Origin of the sequence: Pseudomonas sp. UBA6699 (assembly GCF_002454615.1) — a bacterium.
Lineage (GTDB): Bacteria > Pseudomonadota > Gammaproteobacteria > Pseudomonadales > Pseudomonadaceae > Aquipseudomonas > Aquipseudomonas juntendi.
Genome location: NZ_DKJF01000023.1, coordinates 171511 through 189863, shown reverse-complemented (window position 1 = coordinate 189863; position 18353 = coordinate 171511). Strand labels below are relative to the sequence as shown.

Genomic DNA, 18353 nt, shown 5'->3' with positions numbered 1-18353 from the left:
CCTCGTCGTCTACACTTGCCGCACTGTCGACGACGAGGTGCACATGAAAACAATCCCCGCGCTCCTGGCCGGGCTGCTGCTGACGGTTGGCCTGGCCAGCACCGATAGCGCAGCAGCGGCCGACCAGCCCGCCCCCATTCATTTCGGCGCCATCAGCTGGGAAAGCGGCGCACTCACCACCGAGATATTGCGGCTGATTGTCGAGCGCGGCTACGGCTACCCCACCGACACCCTGCCCGGCAGCACGGTCAGCATGGAGGTGGCGCTGGCACGTAACGACCTTCAGGTCATCGCCGAGGAGTGGGCCGGGCGCAGCCCCGCCTGGGTCAAGGCCGAGCAGGCCGGCCAGGTGTTCGCCCTGGGCGACACGGTAAAAAATGCCGAAGAAGGCTGGTGGGTGCCGGCCTATGTGATCGAGGGCGATCCTGCCCGTGGCATCAAGCCCAGTGCCCCCGACCTGCGCCAAGTCCAGGACCTCAAGCGCTACCCGCAGGTGTTTCGCGACCCCGAGTCGCCCGACAAAGGCCGCTTCCTCAACAGCCCCAGCGGCTGGACCTCCGAAACCGTGAACAGCCAGAAGCTCAAGGCCTACGGTTTGAATGAGCTGTACACCAACTTCCGCAGTGGCTCCGGTGCCGCCATGGATGCTGAAATCACCTCGGCCATCCGCCGTGGCCAGCCCGTGCTGTTCTACTACTGGAACCCTACCCCCCTCATGGGCCGTTACAAGCTCGTACGCCTGCAAGAACCCCCGTTCGATGCCAACGCCTGGGCCACCCTCACCGATGCAAGCAACCCCAACCCCCAAGGCAGCCAGTCACTTCCGGCGAAATTGTCGATCGGGGTGTCCAAGGCGTTTCGCGATGGCTATCCAGACCTTGTGCGTGTCTTCGAGCAGGTCGACTTGCCAATCCAGCGCCTGAACCAGGCGCTGGCGAACATGAGTGAAAAGCGCACGCCACCGCGCGAAGCCGCGCTGGCCTTCCTGCGCGATAACCGCGAGGTATGGAAGGCCTGGCTGCCCGCCGATATCGCCGCCAAGGTCGAGGCCAGCCTGTGAGCGACGGTTTCCCTCAAGCCTTGCAGTTTTCCATCGCTGACAGCGTCAACCGCGTGGTCGACTGGCTGGTGTTGCACTACGGCGACCACTTGCGCAACGTGTCCGACCAGTTGCTGCAGGTGCTGGTCGGGCTGGAGAACCTGCTGCGCCTGGTGCCTTGGTGGCTGCTGCTGGCGATGGTCGGCCTGCTGGCCTGGCACGCCAGCCGCAGCCTGCTGCGCAGCGTGGTGCTGGTGGCCCTGCTGGCACTGATCGGCATGCTCGGGCTGTGGGACAAACTGCTGCAGACCCTGGCCTTGGTGCTGGTGAGTACGGGTTTGTGCATACTGGTTGGCGTACCGCTGGGCATCCTGCTGGCCGCCCGGCCACTGGCCAGGCGGTTGTTGCTGCCGGTTCTGGATGTGATGCAGACACTGCCGGCGTTCGTGTACCTGATCCCGGTGCTGATGCTGTTTGGGCTGGGCAAGGTGCCGGCTGTATTCGCCACCCTGATCTATGCCCTGCCACCCTTGGTGCGCCTGACCCAGCTGGGCCTGAGCCAGATCGACCCGTCGTTGCTCAAGGCCGCCCATGGGCTGGGCGCCAGCCGCTGGCAGCGGTTGCGGCGCATAGCCCTGCCGCTGGCGCTGCCCAGCATCATGGCCGGGCTGAACCAGTCGGTGATGATGGCCTTGTCGATGGTGGTGGTGGCGTCGATGATCGGCGCGCGCGGCTTGGGTGAGGATGTGCTGGCCGGTATCCAGACCTTGAACGTAGGCCAGGGTGTGGAAGCCGGGCTGGCGATCGTCGCCCTGGCCATGGTTATCGACCGCATCAGCCAGGCCTACGGGCGCGGTGCGCGCTGAACGGCGCGGCGGGGCCGCTTGACCGCGTACCCGCCAACCCCGGCTCAGCCCAGGAACAGTGTGTAGGCCGGGTTGTCGGTCTCATCCCAGTACTGGTAGCCCATGGCATCCAGCGCCGTCGGCAAGCCCGCCAGCTCTTGCGCCGGCACTTCCAGGGCGGCGAGCACCCGGGCCAGGTCCGCGCCATGGTTGCGGTAATGGAACAGGCTGATGTTCCAGTGCTTGCCCAAGCGCTCCAGAAAGCCCAACAACGCCCCTGGCCGCTCCGGGAACTCGAAGCGCAGCACCCGCTCAGCAGCCCCTGAGGCGGCATGACCGCCCACGGTATGGCGCACATGCAACTTGGCCAACTCGTTGTCGGTCAGGTCCTGTACGGCGTAACCCTGCCCAGCCAGGCTGGCCAGCAGTTGCTTGCGCGGGTCGTGCACCGGGTGGGTCTGCACCCCGACGAACAGGCGCGCCTGCTGGCCGGGGTAGTAGCGGTAGTTGAACTCGGTGATCTGGCGTTTGCCCAGTGCCTGGCAGAACGCCCGGAAGCTGCCGGGTTGCTCCGGGATGGTCACCGCAATGATTGCCTCGCGCTGCTCGCCCAGTTCGGCGCGCTCGGCCACATGGCGCAAACGGTCGAAGTTGACGTTGGCGCCGGAATCGATCGCCACCAGGGTCTGCCCTTGTGCACCGTGCTGCGCCACATACTGCTTGATCCCGGCCACCGCCAATGCGCCGGAAGGCTCGGTGATGGAACGGGTGTCATCGTAGATATCCTTGATCGCTGCGCACAGCTCGTCACTGCTCACCGTCAGCACCTCGTCGACGAAATGCCGGCACAACTCGAAACAATGCGCGCCGACCTGCGCCACCGCCACCCCATCGGCAAAGCTGCCCACCTGCGGCAGGACCACCCGCTCCACTGCAGCCATGGCCGCTTGCAGGCAATTGGAGTCGGCCGGCTCGACGCCAATCACCTTCACTTCGGGGCGCAGGTACTTCACGTAGGCGGCGATACCGGCGATCAGGCCACCGCCGCCCACCGGCACGAAGATGGCGTCCAGCGCACCCGGGTGCTGGCGCAGTATTTCCATGGCCACCGTACCCTGGCCAGCGATGACATCGGGGTCATCGAACGGCGGCACGAAGGTGGCGCCGGCCTGGTCGGCCAGTTTCAAGGCATGGGCCAGGGCATGCGGGAAGCTCTCGCCGTGCAGCACCACACGGCCACCGCGCGAGCGCACCCCCTCCACCTTCAACGACGGTGTGGTGGTGGGCATGACGATGGTGGCCTGCATGCCCAGGTGCGCAGCTGCCAGGGCCACGCCCTGGGCATGGTTGCCCGCCGACGCCGTGATGACCCCGCGCTCGCGTTGCGCGGTGCCAAGCCGCGACAGGCGGGTGTAGGCACCGCGGATCTTGAACGAGAAAGTCGGCTGCAGGTCTTCACGCTTGAGCAACACCTGGTTACCCAGGCGGGCAGACAAGGCCGGGGCAGCTTGCAGCGGCGTTTCGATAGCCAGGTCGTACACCGGCGCGGCAAGAATGCGCCGCACATGCTCCGACAGCAGTTGCTGGGGGGTTGCTGGGGTACGGTGGGTGCTGAAGCTGGTCATCGATGACTCCTTGGCGTTTTTACGTTGCCCAGGAGTCAGAGAGAAAAAACCCGCCTCCAGGGCGGGTTCGGTGCACGTACGCGCTAGCCCGCCAAGCTGATAATGGCGGTAATAATAATGGCGTTCACGTGCAGGTAGGTGTTCATAGGCCAGGAACTTAGCCTGCCGCGCAGGCTCACGTCAACACTTGGCTTGCTGCGCCGACAGCGGCACATCGAACACTTTGTCGAAGCCCCACTGGAACACGAAGGCGTAGACGAAGAAGAACACGAACAATGCCAGGTTGGTGAGCAGCGCCGCCCACAGACTGACGTTCAGCCAGTAGGCCACCAGCGGCAGCAGGATCAGCACCAACCCACCCTCGAAACCCAGAGCGTGCAGCAGGCGCCGGGTGAACGTACGTTCACGCCGCTGCTGGCGCGCCTCCCAGCGCTCGAACACCCAGTTGTAACCCATGTTCCAGCTCATGGCGATGCCTGACATCAGCACCGACAGCACTGTGGATTGCGCCATGCCGGCGCCGAACGCCAACGCCAGTGCCGGGGCCACGCAGGCGACGGCGAAGGCCTCGTAAAGAATGGCCTGAACGATCTTGCGTGCCTTGCCTTGCATGTTCAGCTCCCTGGCTTGAAGAACTGTAAACCTACAAGAACTGGCCGAGAAGAAAAAGCCTGTACGCCCCTGCCGCCTGCTAACGGGCAGGCAAGCGGATGCGGAACTGCGCCCCGCCCAGCGCCGACTGTGCGACAGTCAACGTACCGCCCTGGCCCTCGATCGCACGCCGGCTGATCGCCAAGCCCAGGCCAAAACCACCGGTGTTCCGGTCACGGCTGCGGTCCAGCCGGTAGAACGGCTGGAAGATCCGCTCCCGCTCCGCTACCGGAATGCCGATACCGTCGTCTTCCACCGTCAACAGGCACGCGCCGTCCTGGTCCAGGCACAAGCGCAGCAACAGGCTCTGGTCACAGTAACGCATGGCATTGCGCACCAGGTTCTGCACAGCCCGGGCGGTAAGCCGCGGGTCCAGCACAAAGCGGGGTAGCTCGCCTTCGGCGCGAACTTCCCACTGGATGCCACGGCCATCGAGCTCCTCGGCGAAGCCCCCCAGCACGCTGTCGACCAGTTCCAGCAACGACACCTCGACCCGCTCGCGGGCCTGGTCGGCGTTGTACAGCCGGCTGTACGACAACAATTCCAGCACCAGCTCATCCAGCTCGCGCACATGGCCAACCAGTTCCAGCAAGCGCTTGCGGCTGGCTGGCGGCACTTCGTCGAACAACAGCACCAGGCCGAAGTCGAGCCGGGTCAACGGCGTACGCAGCTCGTGCGACACCGCATTGAGCAGCTCGCGTTGCTGGTTGACGTGCCGCTCAAGGTCGCTGGCCATGGTATCGAACACCCCGGCCAGCTCACCGATGTTGGAGTGCGGCGAGATGTGCGTACGCTCGGCCATGTGCCCCTGGCCCAGGCGCCGTGCGGTTTCCTTCAGGCGCTCCAGGTCACGCCAGTGCGGCCACACCCACAGCAGCAGGCAGCCGAGCATGGCGGCACCGATCAAGACGGTCACCCCCCAGGACAATACGTTGATGTCGAACGGGTCGGGCGGCGAATGCAGCTCTACCAGCCACTGTTTGTCCAAGGGGGCCAGCACGGTTTCGTAATAGCCCCACTCGCCAATGCGTACCGCGTGCAGCCCCTGCGCCAGGCGCGCCTGCTCCTGGTCGCTCAGGCCCGCCTGGTCCATGGGCAACAGCCGCAGTTGCAGCGGTGCGAAATCACCGGCCAGCTCCTGCGCTACCGCTGGCCACTGCTCGCGCGGCGCCTGGCGGAACTGGCGCACGACCATCGACTGCACACCCTTGGCCTGGTCCAGGTTGTAGGCCATGAACCGGTCATGGAACAGGCCGACGATACTGTCGGGGATAAGCAGCAGCGCACCGGCATAGGCAATGATGATCACCAGGTACAGCCGCACCAGGATCTTGAGCATGGCCGGTCAGCACTCCCACTCGACGCGGCTGAACAGATAGCCCTTGCCCCATACGGTCTTGATCTTGCGCGCTTCACCGGCGTTGTCGTCGAACTTGCGCCGCAGCTTGGAAATGGCCACGTCCACCGAGCGGTCGGTGCCATTGAATTCGATGCCCCGCAGTTGCTGCAGGATGCGGTCGCGGTTCAGCACTTCGCCGGCGTTGCGCGCCAGCACCACCAACAGGTTGTACTCGCCGCTGGACAACTCCACTTCGTCGCCGCGCCAGCTGACCGTGCGTTCGGCCAGGTCGATGCGCAGGCCGCCGATCACGATCAGGTCGTGGTCCAGCCGTGGCTCGTTGACACTGCTGCGGCGCAGCAAGGTACGCACCCGCGCCAGCAGCACACGGGGCTCGCAGGGTTTGCTCACATAGTCGTCGGCACCCATTTCCAGGCCCAGTACCTGGTCGTGGCTGTCGTCACGGGCGGTCAGCATCAGGATCGGCAAGCCTTGCGATTCCTGGCGCAACAGGCGGCAGACCTGCAGGCCATCGAGGCCCGGCAGCATCAGGTCGAGAATGACCAGATCGGGCTTTTGCCGGCGGTACTCGTCCAGCACATGATCGCCGCGGGCGATCACCTGGACGTGGAAGTCGTTGCGTTGCAGGTAGCTGGCGATCAACTCGGACAGGGCGCTGTCGTCTTCGACCAGGAGAATATTCGGCATAGGTGCTTGGGAATCTAGGTTGTGTTGGGCCTTGCCGGCCTCTTCGCGGGCTTGCCCGCTCCCACAGGTACAGCACAGATTTCAGATACTGTGCGGTCCTTGTGGGAGCGGGCAAGCCCGCGAAGAAGCCGGCACAGGAATACTCAGGATATAGAACACTGCAACACCACAGGCTTATTCTTTACATTTTTTCACACTCGCCCTACAGGTATTAACAGCCGCCCAGCAATGCCTGCCGTAGCATATACCCCGTCATCATCGGAAGATCCGCATGCCTACTACCCTCTCCCTTCGCCTGCGCCCAGTGGCGCTTCTGGCGTTTCTGAGCCTGTCCCTGGCCGGCTGCGGCAACAGCGCCGAGCAAGACGAACAGGCGCCCACCCCGCAAGTACGGGTGGAAACCCTGCAACTGCAGCCCTTGGCCATCAGCAGCGAACTCAGTGGCCGCATCCTGGCCCCGCGTACCGCAGAAGTGCGCGCGCGGGTCGCCGGCGTGGTGCTCAAGCGGGTGTACCGCGAAGGCAGTGACGTCAGGCAAGGCGATGTGCTGTTCCTGATCGACCCGGCGCCGTTCAAAGCCGACCACGACAGTGCCCGCGCAACCTTGGCCAAGGCGGAAGCCACTCGCTACCAGGCCCGCCTGCAAGAGCAGCGCTACCGCCAGCTGGTCGACGACAAGGCGGTCAGCCGCCAGGAATACGACAATGCCAAGGCCAGCCTGCTGCAGGCCGATGCCGCCGTAGCCGAAGCCAAGGCGGCACTGGCGCGCGCACGCCTCAACCTCGGCTATGCCACGGTCACCGCGCCCATCTCCGGGCGAATTGGCCGTGCCCAGGTCACAGAAGGCGCGCTGGTCGGGCAAAACGAGAGCACCCCGCTGGCGACCATCCAGCAACTGGACCCGATCCACGCCGATGTCACCCAATCCACCCGCGAGCTCAATGCCCTGCGCCGCGCCTTGCGCGCGGGCGAGCTGCAGCAGGTGGGCGACGGTCAGGCCCGGGCGACGCTGATCCAGGACGATGGCAGCGCCTACCCACTGCCGGGCAAATTGCTGTTCTCCGACATCAGCGTCGACCCCAGCACCAACCAGATCACCCTGCGCAGCGAGTTCCCCAACCCGGACCTGGACCTGTTGCCCGGCAGCTACGTGCGCGTGCGCCTCGAGCAGGCCGTGCAACCCCATGGCCTGAGTGTGCCGCAGCGCGCCATTCTGCGTGACAGCGCCGGGGAGCCCAAGGTACTGGTGGTCGACCCGCAGGCGCGGGTGAGCGAGCGCGAGGTGGTGCTGGGCAATACCCTGGGCGACCGCTGGATCGTCAGCGCCGGCCTGGCCGCTGGTGAGCGCGTGGTCATCGAGGGCCTGCAGCACGTCAAGGCCGGCGACCAGGTGCAGGTCGACCCCAGCCCAGAAACGCCGCCCATCGTACAGCACAACGGCCAGTGAGGGCCTGACCCATGCCACAATTCTTCATCGACCGCCCGGTATTCGCCTGGGTGGTCGCGCTGTTCATCCTGCTGGCCGGCGCGCTGGCCATCCCGCAACTGCCGGTGGCCCAATACCCCAACGTGGCACCGCCGCAGGTCGAGATCTACGCCGTATACCCCGGCGCCTCGGCAGCCACCATGGACGAAAGCGTGGTCAGCCTGATCGAACAGGAACTCAACGGCGCCGACAACCTGCTGTACTTCGAATCCCAGAGCAGCCTGGGCAGCGCCACCATTACCGCCACCTTCGCCCCGGGCACCCACCCGGACCTGGCCCAGGTCGACGTGCAGAACCGCCTGAAGGTGGTCGAGTCCCGCCTGCCGCGGCCGGTCACCCAGCAGGGCCTGCAGGTCGAGAAGGTGTCCACCGGCTTTCTGCTGCTGGCCACCCTCACCTCCACAGACGGCAAACTCGACGAAACCGCCCTGTCGGACATTCTGGCGCGTAACGTGATGGATGAAATACGCCGCCTCAAAGGCGTCGGCAAGGCCCAGCTGTATGGCTCGGAACGGGCCATGCGCATCTGGATCGACCCGCGCAAACTGGTCGGTTTCAACCTCACGCCCAACGACGTGGCCGACGCCATCGCCGGCCAGAACGCCCAGGTAGCCCCTGGCAGCATTGGCGACCTGCCCAGCCGCAGCACTCAGGAAATCACGGCCAACGTGGTGGTCAAAGGCCAGCTGAGCACGCCGGAAGCGTTCGCCGCCATTGTGCTGCGCGCCAACCCCGACGGCTCCGTGGTCACCCTTGGCGATGTCGCCAGGGTGGAAGTCGGCGCACAGGAATACCAGTACGGCACCCGCTTGAACGGCAAGCCGGCCACGGCCTTCAGCGTGCAACTGGCACCGGGCGCCAATGCCATGCAGACCGCCACCCTGGTACGGGCGAAACTGCAGGACCTGGCGCGCTACTTCCCCGAGGGGGTCAGGTACGACATCCCCTACGACACCTCGCCGTTCGTCAAGGTGTCGATCGAGCAGGTCATCAGTACCCTGTTCGAAGCCATGCTGCTGGTGTTCGCGGTGATGTTCCTGTTCCTGCAGAACCTGCGCTACACGCTGATCCCGACCCTGGTGGTACCGGTGGCACTGATGGGCACCTTCGCCGTAATACTGGCGCTGGGTTTCTCGATCAACGTGCTGACCCTGTTCGGCATGGTGCTGGCCATCGGCATCCTGGTCGATGACGCCATCGTGGTGGTGGAAAACGTCGAACGCATCATGGCCGAAGAAGGCCTGCCGCCCCGGCAAGCCACGCGCAAGGCCATGAGCCAGATCAGCGGCGCGATCATCGGCATCACCCTGGTACTGGTGGCGGTGTTCCTGCCCATGGCCTTCATGCAAGGTTCGGTGGGTGTGATCTACCAACAGTTTTCGGTCGCCATGGCGGTATCGATCCTGTTCTCGGCCTTCCTCGCCCTCAGCCTGACCCCGGCACTGTGCGCCACGCTGCTCAAGCCTGTGGCCAAGGGCGAACAGCATGCACGCAAGGGTTTCTTCGGCTGGTTCAACCGCCGTTTCGAGGGCATGAGCGATGGCTACCAGCGCTGGGTCATGCAAGCGCTGCAACGCAGCGGGCGCTACCTGTTGCTGTATGCGCTGCTGCTGGGGGTATTGGGCTATGGCTTGAGCCAGCTGCCCACGGCGTTCCTGCCCACCGAAGACCAGGGCTACACCATTACGGACATCCAGCTGCCGCCGGGCGCCAGCCGCATGCGCACCGAACAGGTGGCCGCCCAGATCGAGGCGCACAACAGTGAAGAACCGGGGGTCGGCAACACCACACTGATCCTGGGTTTCAGCTTCTCGGGCAGCGGGCAGAACGCTGCGCTGGCCTTCACCACCCTCAAGGACTGGTCCGAGCGCGGTGCCGAACACACTGCCCAGTCGATTGCCGAGCGCGCCAACCAGGCCTTCACGCAACTCAAGGATGCGGTGGCCTACGCCGTGCTGCCGCCGCCCATCGACGGGCTTGGCGAGTCGACCGGCTTCGAGTTCCGCCTGCAGGACCGGGATGGCATGGGCCACCGCGCGCTGATGGCGGCGCGTGACCAGCTGCTCGAGCAGGCCGGCAAGAGCAAGGTACTGAGCAACGTGCGCGAAGCCTCGCTGGCGGAAAGCCCGCAGGTGCAGCTGGAGATCGACCGCCGCCAGGCCAATGCCCTGGGCGTGACGTTTGCCGATATCGGCTCGGTACTCGACGTGGCAGTGGGCTCCAGCTACGTCAACGACTTCCCGAACCAGGGCCGCATGCAGCGCGTGGTGGTGCAGGCCGAAGGCGACCAGCGCAGCCAGGTGCAAGACCTGCTGAACATGCATGTGCGCAACAGCAGCGGCAAGATGGTGCCGTTGGCCGCGTTCGTCCAGGCCAAATGGGTCAGCGGCCCGGTGCAACTGACGCGTTATAACGGCTACCCGGCGGTGTCGATTTCCGGCGAACCGGCCGCCGGCTACAGCTCGGGCGAAGCCATGGCCGAAATCGAGCGCCTGGTGGCGCAACTGCCCGCCGGTGCCGGCCTGGAATGGACCGGCCTGTCGCTGCAAGAACGCCTGTCCGGCAGCCAGGCGCCGATGTTGATGGCGCTGTCGCTGCTGGTGGTGTTCCTGTGCCTGGCTGCGCTGTACGAGAGCTGGTCGATACCCACCGCAGTGCTGCTGGTAGTGCCGCTCGGCGTGCTGGGTGCGGTCCTGGCGGTAACCCTGCGGGGCATGCCCAACGACGTGTTCTTCAAGGTCGGCCTGATCACCTTGATTGGCCTGTCGGCGAAGAACGCCATTCTGATCATCGAGTTCGCCAAGCACCTGGTCGACCAAGGCGTGGACGCCGCCGATGCCGCCGTACAGGCCGCCCGCCTGCGCCTGCGGCCGATCGTGATGACATCGCTGGCGTTCATCCTCGGCGTGGTGCCCTTGGCGATCGCCAGCGGTGCCAGCTCGGCGAGCCAACAGGCGATCGGCACCGGGGTTATCGGCGGCATGCTGAGCGCAACGTTGGCGGTGGTATTCGTGCCGGTGTTCTTCGTCAGCGTGATGCGGCTGGCTGGCACGCGCAAAACCGCAACGGCCGGCGAGGCGCTGCACGACAGCCCCTGAATGAGGGTCCCCAGGGACCCTCTGCGTTCACTTGCGGGGTTTGGTCTTGGCGTCGGCCTCCCCGTTTAATCTGACGGCGTCCTTGGGGGCCTTGCCAGCTCGAAACTTGACCGTCATCGCCGCCGGAATCTTCAACGGTTTGCCAGACCGCGGGTCCCTGCCGACCCGCGCTGGCCTTCGGGCAGTCTCGAACCTGCCGAAACCCACCAAAGCGACAGGCGTGTGTGTGCTCAGCGACGCCTTGATCCCGTCGATGAAGGCATCGACTGCCTTTTTGGCCATCGCCTGGCTGAGTTCGGCGCGCGCTGCTACCTGTTCAATAAGTTGCGCTTTGTTCAATTGCCTTCTCCTGGGAATCTGGCTTGCCCTCATTGCGAGGGCAAGGCTGCAGCCCTATTCAAGGGATAAGCAGCGGCGGGCACAACTGGCAAAAATGTCAGTGTCCTGGCCCCGCGTTCACGTCCGCTGGACAACCGCTGTCGTGCGTGTGAGGGTTGCCTGCGTACCTGCCTCGGACTTTAGCCAATGACTGAACAATTGCTCACCTGCTCTGCCCTGATCCTCGCGGGAGGCCGCGGGCAGCGTATGGGCGGCCGTGACAAGGGCTTGATCAGCTGGCAGGGCGAGCCACTGGTGGCCGCAATCCATCGCGTGCTGCGGCCCCTGACTGACGACCTGGTGATTTCCTGCAACCGCAACCAGCAGGCCTACCGGGTGTATGCCGACCAGTTGGTGGGCGATGCCGACAACGACTTCCCCGGGCCTCTGGCGGGGGTGATTGCCGGGCTCAAGGTGGCGCGGCATGCATGGGTGGTGGTGCTGGCCTGCGATGCACCGCTGGTCGACCGCGCACTGATCGAAGACCTGCTGCGGGTTGCTGCGGCCAATGACAGTGCCGCGATGGCGCACCAGGGCGGCTACTGGCAGCCGATGTTCAGCGTACTGCCGCGCCGGTTGCTGCCGGTGCTGGAGCAAGCCTGGGCCGAGGGTGAGCGGAGCTTGCAGAAGGCCCTGTTGCGCGCCAAGGTGCAAGCGCTTGAGTGCAGTGCAGACGATCGCCGCTTGAGCAACTTCAACAGCCCCGAGCTGCTGCAGGAATACGCGCAACCTCGCTGATCGCCGGCCCGGCGCAGCGGCCCCCATCGCTCGTTGCGCTTACCGCTCGTCGCCCGAACGGCACCCAGCCCGGTTCACCAGGCCAAACGAATGACAGATCATCCGCACGATGGAGATATCCCATGATCCGCATTCGCCCGCTCTCCCTGTGCCTGGCACTGGCGCTGACCCCACTCGCTGGCACCAGCTTCGCCGCCACGGCCACCAACACCGACAGCCACCCACAAACCGACCAATCTGGCGGCAAGACTGCCGGTGAGGGCAGCAGCGTCAACACCCCTGGCAGCGGCAAAAGCAATGACAGCAGCGACACCGGCAGCAGCACCGATGCCGCCGATGGCGCCACGGGCGGCTCCAACAGCACCGGCGAGGCTACGGGCTCGGGTGCCGGCGCCAGCGGTGGTACCGCTGAAGATCAGGACAGCCGTTGACAGGGCCGTTTAACCATTCAGTACACAAATAAATGATTGGACACATAGTATTTATCCATTGAATGGCCCAGCCGAACTGCAGTAAGCTCGGGCTCATTCACTGGAGAGCAACATGCCAACACACATCCGCCACCTCGCCAACCACACCGGTCGCCAACCGCGCCCTGTGCTGGCCGTTGCCGGCTGCGTAGCTCCAGCAAGCTATTACTTCGGGTATTGGTTTAGCCACTAGGCGCCGATACCTGCACGGCGCCCACCTTCGAGGGGCCGCCGAACATGAGAATACTCAAACCCCCGGTCGGCTCCCCGACCGGGGGTTTTGCGTTTCAGGCCTTTGAAAAAACCATTGATTCACATTGAGGACCGCTTCATGAACTACGCCACCTATTACTACGCCGACACCTACACCTGGCGATTTAGCCAATCCCGCTCGGGCCAGCCAGCCGCCTCCGATCGGTCTTGCACAGGTGGCAATGCAGCAGCCAACAGTAATTCAACGATCTGTCGAACACCTCGATAGGGCCGACCGAGCGGGCCAGCCCCCGCCGTCCGCCCAGGGAAAAATGCCATGCACGCCTCCAGCCTCGCCCTGCCCCTGACCCAGCCGCAAGCGGCCAACACCGCAGTCAGCCAGCGCCTCCCCAGTGCGCACCTGCTTAAACAGCAAATGCCGCTCGCCACAGACCTGGCCCAGCAAGTACATGCCCACCGCCAGGCTATACGCAACATCCTCGAAGGCCACGATCAGCGCCTGCTGGTGATCGTCGGCCCGTGCTCGATCCACGACCCGCGCGCCGCGCTGGAATACGCCGACCGCCTGGCCGCCCTCAGCCGCGACGTCGACGACAAGCTGCTGTTGGTGATGCGCGCCTACGTCGAAAAACCGCGTACCACGGTGGGCTGGAAAGGCCTGGCGTATGACCCGCACCTGGATGGCAGCGACGACATGCATGCCGGCATCGCCCTGTCTCGCGGGCTGATGCTTAGCATGATCGAGCGCGGCCTGCCCATCGCCACCGAGTTGCTGCAACCGCTGGCCGCGGGCTACTTCGACGACCTGCTGGCCTGGGCTGCGGTCGGCGCGCGTACCACCGAATCGCAGATCCACCGCGAAATGGTCAGTGGCCTGGCGCTGCCGGTGGGCTTCAAGAACGGCACCGACGGGGGTATTGCCGTAGCCAGCGACGCCATGCGCAGCGCCGCACACCCGCACCGCCACTTCGGCCTGGACGCGCAAGGCCACCCGGCGATCATCGAAACCCTGGGCAACCCCGACACCCACCTGGTACTGCGCGGCGGCCACAAAGGGCCCAACTACGATGCCCCTAGCATTGCCCTCGCCCGCCAGGCGCTGGCCAAGGCTGGCTTGCAGCCGCGGATCATGGTCGATTGCAGCCATGCCAACAGCGGCAAGGACCCAGCGCGCCAGCCTGCGGTGTTCAATGAGGTGCTGGCGCAACGCCTGAGCGGCGACCGCTCGCTGGTCGGCGTGATGATCGAAGGCCACCTGTTCGACGGTTGCCAGGCGCTGGGCAAGGGCGCCCTGAAGTACGGCGTGTCGATCACCGACGGCTGCCTGGGTTGGGCCTCGACCGAAACGCTGTTGCGCGAAGCCGCACAACAACTGTGAGCCGATGGTTGCAAGCCTGGCGAGACATACCCCGGACAAGTGCGCTAGGCTTGCACTTTTTACCCCAAGGAGCAGTACCCATGGCCCGTGCAACCGCCCGTCACATCCTCGTTGCCAGCGAAGACAAGTGCAACGAACTGAAAGCCCAGATCGAAGCCGGTGCCGATTTCGCTGAAATCGCCAAAGCCAACTCCACCTGCCCGTCCAGCCGCCAGGGCGGTGACCTGGGTTCGTTCGGCCCAGGCCAGATGGTCAAGGAATTCGACACCGTGGTGTTCAGCGCACCTGTGAATACCGTGCAAGGCCCGGTAAAGACCCAGTTCGGCTACCACCTGCTGGAAGTCACCAGCCGTCAGGACTAAGCAGCCAACAGCTGTTCATGCCCCCGGTGGCAGCGGGTTCACACGCGAATACGTCAGCTCAGGCAACGAGGCTGCATGCTCGGGCGTATTCGCGGGGTAACCCGCTTCTGCATAGGTTGTGGTGCCTGTTGCTGCTTTGTTTCGCCCTCGATACCCTGGCCGCCCCCACCCATGCCCTCACGGTGTACGGCGAAGCCCCCCGCTACGGCGCCAGTTTCCAGCATTTCGACTATGTGAACCCCAGCGCCCCCAAGGGCGGCATGCTGCGCCGCTCGGCCATCGAGATTGGCCAGTTCGACCATATCCTGCCGTACATCGACAAAGGTATTGGTGTCAGCCAGGTCGATGGCCTGTTGTTCGCACCCCTGGCCGTGCGCTCATTCGACGAACCCTACACCGTCTATGGGCTGATCGCCCGGCGCATGGAGCGTGGCCCGGATGACGCCTGGCTGCGTTTCGATATCGACCCACGGGCGACCTTTGCCGACGGCAAGCCGGTGCGCGCCGAAGACGTGCGCTTCACCTACGACCTGCTGATGAGCAAAGGCAGCCTGACCTACCGCACCCAGTTCGCCAACGTCAGCGCGGTGACCGTGGAAGGCCCGCGCAGCATCCGCTTCGACTTCAAGCCCGGGCACGGCCGTACCCTGGCGCTGGACCTGGCCAGCTTGCCCGTGCTGCCCGAGCACGACTGGCAGCAACGCGATTTCGCCAACGGGGCCGGCTTCGACAAACCGGTCGGCAGTGGGCCCTACCGCATCGGCCAGATCGACAATGGCCGCAGCATCACCTTCGAGCGTGACCCCACCTGGTGGGCCCGTGACCTGCCGGCCAGCCGTGGCCGCTACAATTTCGCCAAACTGCGCATCGAGTACTTCGGCGACACCGAGGTGGCGCGCCAGGTGCTCAAGGGCGGGGGCTACGACTACAACCGCGAGTTCTCCGCAACCGCCTACACCCTGGGTTACAACGGCGCCACACTGGACGACGGTCGCCTGCAACGGGCCCACCTGGGCCCGGCCAAACCGCAGGTAGCCCAGGGCTTCGTGTTCAACCTGGACCGGCCGCAGTTCAAGGACCGCCGTGTACGTCAGGCACTGGGCATGCTCTGGGACTTCGAGTGGAGCAACCGGCAGATGATGCGCAACCTGTACATCCGCCAGCAGAGCGTGTTTTCCAATACACCGCTGGCCGCCCGCCAGCTACCCGATGCCGGCGAGCTGAAACTGCTCGAACCGCTGCGTGGCCAGGTGCCGCAGGAAGTCTTCGACCACGTGTTCACGGCACCGGTCACTGATGGCTCGGGAATCATCCGCGCCCAGCAGTTGCAAGCCCTGGTCCTGCTGCAGCAGGCCGGCTGGCATGCCGATGGCGACCGCCTGGTCAACCGCGAAGGTGAGCCACTGGCGTTCACCTTCCTCAACGGCCAGGCCGGCATGGAGCGCCTGCTGTTGCCCTGGAAGCGCAACCTGGCACAGATCGGCGTTACCCTGAACATCCGTAACGTCGACTCGGCGCAGTACGTCAACCGGCTGATGGCCCGTGACTACGATATGGTCGTGACCGGCTACCCGGTGACGCTTTCACCGGGTGCCGAGCTGTACAACTACTTCGGCTCGGCCGCTGCCCACGACCCCGGTTCGAACAACCTGATGGTGCTGCAGGACCCGGCCGTCGACCACCTGATCGACGGCCTGGTACGCGCTGCCAGCGAGGCCGACATGCTGCGCCACGCTCACGCCCTGGACCGGGTGCTGCAGTGGAATTACTACTGGATCCCCAACTACTACCCGCCAGGCAGCTCCACCGTCTGGTGGAACCGCTTCGGCTTGCCCAAGGTTCAGGCCACCTACGATGAAGGCCTGGACACGTGGTGGGAGATCAGCCCAACCGCGCTGACCAATGAACAGATGGCCATACGCCGGAAGGCCGCCCCATGACCCGCTACCTGTTGCGCCGCCTGCTGCTGATCATTCCGACCTTGCTGGCGATTCTGCTGGTCAACTTCTTCATCGTACAGGCCGCGCCAGGCGGCCCGGTGGAACAAGCCGTGGCGCGCCTGCAAGGCATCGGCGGTGGCGCCCCCGGTGCGCGCTCGGAGGTTGTGCACGGTGAATCACGCGCCACCCGCGGGCTCGACCCCAGACTGATCGAAGAGATCAAGCGCCAGTACGGCTTCGACAAGTCTGCGCCCGAGCGCCTTTGGCTGATGCTGGGCCAGTATGCCCGGCTGGACTTCGGCAACAGCTTCTTCCGCGGTGCCAAGGTCACCGACCTGATCCTCGACAAACTGCCGGTCACCCTGTCGCTGGGCTTCTGGGCCACGCTGATCATCTACCTGGTGTCCATCCCCCTGGGCATTCGCAAAGCGGTGCGCCACGGTAGCCACTTCGATGCCTGGAGCAGCGCACTGATCGTGGTCGGCTACGCCCTGCCCTCGTTCCTGTTCGCCCTGTTGCTGATCGTGGTATTTGCCGGCGGCACTTCGCTGAACTGGTTTCCGGTGCGCGGCCTGGTTTCCGACAACTTCGACGAGCTGACCCTGCTCGGCAAGGTGGCCGACTACTTCTGGCACCTGGTACTGCCCGTCGGCGCCCTGGTGATCGGCGGGTTCGCCACCCTCACCTTGCTGACCAAGAATGCCTTCCTCGACGAAATTTCGCGCCAGTACGTGGTCACCGCCCGCGCCAAGGGCCTGAGTGAGCGGCGGGTGCTCTACGGCCATGTATTGCGCAACGCCATGCTGCTGGTGGTGGCCGGGCTGCCACAGGCACTGATCAGCGTGTTCTTTGCCGGCTCGCTGCTGATCGAGGTGATTTTCTCACTGGATGGCCTGGGCCGCATGAGCTACGACGCCGCCGTGTCCCGCGACTACCCTATCGTCTTCGGCACATTGTTCATCTTCACCTTGGCAGGGCTGCTGATCCGCCTGATCGGCGACCTGGCCTACACCTTGCTGGACCCACGCATCGACTTCGACACGAGGGCGCACTGATGCTGTCGCCTGTGGCGCGCCGGCGCCTGCAACGCTTTCGCCGCAACCGCCTGGGCTGGGTCTCGCTGTGGGTATTCGCCGCCCTGCTGTCGCTGAGCCTGAGCGCCGAGCTGGTGGCCAACGACAAGCCGTTGCTGCTGGGCTACCAGGGCGAACTGTACGTACCGGCGCTCAAGCGTTATACCGAGCAGCAATTTGGCGGCCAGTTGCCGTTCCAGCCCGACTACCGCAGCGCCTACGTGCGCAAGCTGATCGAGGACCAGGGCGGCTGGATGCTGTTCGCACCGATCCCGTTCAGCGCCGACACCCCGAACTACGACTTGCAGGTCCCCACGCCCAGCCCACCGAGCAGCAGCAACTGGCTGGGTACCGATGACCAGGGCCGTGATGTGCTGGCCCGGGTGCTGTATGGCACGCGGGTGTCTTTGCTGTTTGCCTTTGCCCTGACCGTGATCAGCGTGGTCATCGGGGTGACGGCAGGCGCCCTGCAGGGCTACCACGGCGGCTGGGTCGACCTGTTCGGCCAGCGCCTGCTGGAGGTATGGTCCGGGCTGCCGGTGTTGTACCTGCTGATCATCCTCAGCGGGTTCGTCGAGCCGGATTTCTGGTGGCTGCTGGGGATCATGGCGCTGTTTTCATGGCTGACCCTGGTCGACGTGGTACGGGCCGAGTTCCTGCGGGGGCGCAACCTGGAATACGTCAAGGCAGCCCGGGCGCTGGGTTTGCCAGACAGCCAGGTCATGCTTCGGCATATCTTGCCCAATGCCTTGAATGCCACACTGACCTACGTGCCGTTCATGCTCACCGGGGCCATCACCACGCTGACCGCGCTGGACTTCCTCGGTTTCGGCATGCCCGCGGGCAGCGCCTCGCTGGGGGAGTTGGTGACCCAGGGCAAGCAACACCTGGAGGCACCGTGGCTGGGCTTTACCGCGTTCTTTGCCCTGGCGCTGATCTTGTCGCTGCTGGTGTTCATCGGCGATGCCTTGCGGCAGGCGTTTGACCCGAAGGGCTGACGTTTCAGGCAA

At 65.0% G+C, this 18353-nt stretch carries 16 protein-coding genes; 11 read left to right on the top strand and 5 right to left on the bottom strand.

Going from position 1 to position 18353, the window contains the following annotated elements; translation table 11 throughout:
• The first annotated feature begins 43 nt into the window (after positions 1–43).
• Together B3361_RS05555 and B3361_RS05550 are read left to right on the top strand one after the other, a co-directional pair.
• A complete protein-coding gene (locus B3361_RS05555; protein ID WP_054904448.1) occupies positions 44–1060 on the top strand; it encodes an ABC transporter substrate-binding protein in 1017 nt (338 codons plus the stop codon).
• Positions 1057–1905, top strand: coding sequence for an ABC transporter permease (locus B3361_RS05550; RefSeq protein ID WP_054904449.1), 849 nt, complete (start codon positions 1057–1059; stop codon positions 1903–1905). Before B3361_RS05555 ends, B3361_RS05550 begins: the two co-directional genes overlap by 4 nt.
• Before the next feature lie 44 nt (positions 1906–1949).
• Here the strand turns inward: B3361_RS05550 and ilvA are convergent, their stop codons facing one another.
• The 4 genes from ilvA to B3361_RS05530 form a co-directional block, all read right to left on the bottom strand.
• Positions 1950–3509 (bottom strand): threonine ammonia-lyase, biosynthetic, encoded by a 1560-nt coding sequence (ilvA, locus tag B3361_RS05545; RefSeq protein ID WP_286920130.1) that lies wholly within the window; start codon positions 3507–3509, stop codon positions 1950–1952.
• Between the two features lie 180 nt (positions 3510–3689).
• Positions 3690–4121: a PACE efflux transporter gene (locus B3361_RS05540; RefSeq protein WP_054904450.1), complete on the bottom strand. Its 432-nt coding sequence runs from the start codon at positions 4119–4121 to the stop codon at positions 3690–3692.
• Positions 4122–4200: 79 nt separating this feature from the next.
• Entirely contained in the window at positions 4201–5499 is a 1299-nt protein-coding gene (locus tag B3361_RS05535; RefSeq protein ID WP_029884853.1) for an ATP-binding protein, read from the bottom strand.
• 6 nt (positions 5500–5505) lie between these two features.
• Positions 5506–6207, bottom strand: coding sequence for a response regulator transcription factor (locus B3361_RS05530; RefSeq protein ID WP_009686653.1), 702 nt, complete (start codon positions 6205–6207; stop codon positions 5506–5508).
• A gap of 271 nt (positions 6208–6478) precedes the next feature.
• Here B3361_RS05530 and B3361_RS05525 point away from each other — a divergent pair, with 271 nt between their 5' ends.
• Positions 6479–7654 (top strand): efflux RND transporter periplasmic adaptor subunit, encoded by a 1176-nt coding sequence (locus tag B3361_RS05525; RefSeq protein ID WP_054904452.1) that lies wholly within the window; start codon positions 6479–6481, stop codon positions 7652–7654.
• 11 nt (positions 7655–7665) lie between these two features.
• Positions 7666–10791, top strand: a complete 3126-nt coding sequence (locus B3361_RS05520) for an efflux RND transporter permease subunit (protein ID WP_286920129.1) — start codon at positions 7666–7668, stop codon at positions 10789–10791.
• 27 nt (positions 10792–10818) lie between these two features.
• Here B3361_RS05520 and B3361_RS05515 read toward each other — a convergent pair whose 3' ends face one another.
• Positions 10819–11130 (bottom strand): HU family DNA-binding protein, encoded by a 312-nt coding sequence (locus B3361_RS05515; RefSeq protein WP_054904454.1) that lies wholly within the window; start codon positions 11128–11130, stop codon positions 10819–10821.
• Positions 11131–11316: 186 nt separating this feature from the next.
• Between B3361_RS05515 and mobA the strand changes: the two genes are divergently transcribed.
• The 7 genes from mobA to B3361_RS05480 all read left to right on the top strand — a co-directional run bounded on the left by mobA (position 11317) and on the right by B3361_RS05480 (position 18341).
• Positions 11317–11907 (top strand): molybdenum cofactor guanylyltransferase MobA, encoded by a 591-nt coding sequence (gene mobA, locus B3361_RS05510; protein WP_054904455.1) that lies wholly within the window; start codon positions 11317–11319, stop codon positions 11905–11907.
• A gap of 122 nt (positions 11908–12029) precedes the next feature.
• Positions 12030–12338, top strand: a complete 309-nt coding sequence (locus B3361_RS05505; protein WP_029884859.1) for a hypothetical protein — start codon at positions 12030–12032, stop codon at positions 12336–12338.
• 568 nt (positions 12339–12906) lie between these two features.
• Positions 12907–13968 (top strand): 3-deoxy-7-phosphoheptulonate synthase, encoded by a 1062-nt coding sequence (locus tag B3361_RS05500; RefSeq protein WP_054904457.1) that lies wholly within the window; start codon positions 12907–12909, stop codon positions 13966–13968.
• A gap of 80 nt (positions 13969–14048) precedes the next feature.
• Positions 14049–14330 carry a peptidylprolyl isomerase gene (locus B3361_RS05495; protein ID WP_009686645.1) on the top strand — a complete coding sequence of 94 codons (282 nt, stop codon included), beginning with the start codon at positions 14049–14051 and terminating at the stop codon, positions 14328–14330.
• An 11-nt stretch (positions 14331–14341) separates the two neighbouring features.
• On the top strand, positions 14342–16270 hold the full coding sequence (locus B3361_RS05490; RefSeq protein WP_414708838.1) for an extracellular solute-binding protein: 1929 nt from the start codon (positions 14342–14344) through the stop codon (positions 16268–16270).
• Positions 16267–17325 (top strand): microcin C ABC transporter permease YejB, encoded by a 1059-nt coding sequence (locus B3361_RS05485; protein ID WP_054904459.1) that lies wholly within the window; start codon positions 16267–16269, stop codon positions 17323–17325. The genes B3361_RS05490 and B3361_RS05485 overlap by 4 nt, the downstream gene beginning before the upstream one ends.
• On the top strand, positions 17325–18341 hold the full coding sequence (locus tag B3361_RS05480) for an ABC transporter permease (RefSeq protein WP_054904460.1): 1017 nt from the start codon (positions 17325–17327) through the stop codon (positions 18339–18341). Before B3361_RS05485 ends, B3361_RS05480 begins: the two co-directional genes overlap by 1 nt.
• Positions 18342–18353: the final 12 nt, after the last annotated feature.

What these genes read in the sequence shown, in the direction of transcription:
- B3361_RS05555 (WP_054904448.1), top strand. Translation starts at nt 44, where the DNA reads ATGAAAACAATCCCCGCGCTCCTGGCCGGGCTGCTGCTGACGGTTGGC.
- ilvA (WP_286920130.1), bottom strand. Translation starts at nt 3,509, where the DNA reads ATGACCAGCTTCAGCACCCACCGTACCCCAGCAACCCCCCAGCAACTG.
- B3361_RS05540 (WP_054904450.1), bottom strand. Translation starts at nt 4,121, where the DNA reads ATGCAAGGCAAGGCACGCAAGATCGTTCAGGCCATTCTTTACGAGGCC.
- B3361_RS05535 (WP_029884853.1), bottom strand. Translation starts at nt 5,499, where the DNA reads ATGCTCAAGATCCTGGTGCGGCTGTACCTGGTGATCATCATTGCCTAT.
- B3361_RS05530 (WP_009686653.1), bottom strand. Translation starts at nt 6,207, where the DNA reads ATGCCGAATATTCTCCTGGTCGAAGACGACAGCGCCCTGTCCGAGTTG.
- B3361_RS05525 (WP_054904452.1), top strand. Translation starts at nt 6,479, where the DNA reads ATGCCTACTACCCTCTCCCTTCGCCTGCGCCCAGTGGCGCTTCTGGCG.
- B3361_RS05520 (WP_286920129.1), top strand. Translation starts at nt 7,666, where the DNA reads ATGCCACAATTCTTCATCGACCGCCCGGTATTCGCCTGGGTGGTCGCG.
- mobA (WP_054904455.1), top strand. Translation starts at nt 11,317, where the DNA reads ATGACTGAACAATTGCTCACCTGCTCTGCCCTGATCCTCGCGGGAGGC.
- B3361_RS05505 (WP_029884859.1), top strand. Translation starts at nt 12,030, where the DNA reads ATGATCCGCATTCGCCCGCTCTCCCTGTGCCTGGCACTGGCGCTGACC.
- B3361_RS05500 (WP_054904457.1), top strand. Translation starts at nt 12,907, where the DNA reads ATGCACGCCTCCAGCCTCGCCCTGCCCCTGACCCAGCCGCAAGCGGCC.
- B3361_RS05495 (WP_009686645.1), top strand. Translation starts at nt 14,049, where the DNA reads ATGGCCCGTGCAACCGCCCGTCACATCCTCGTTGCCAGCGAAGACAAG.
- B3361_RS05485 (WP_054904459.1), top strand. Translation starts at nt 16,267, where the DNA reads ATGACCCGCTACCTGTTGCGCCGCCTGCTGCTGATCATTCCGACCTTG.
- B3361_RS05480 (WP_054904460.1), top strand. Translation starts at nt 17,325, where the DNA reads ATGCTGTCGCCTGTGGCGCGCCGGCGCCTGCAACGCTTTCGCCGCAAC.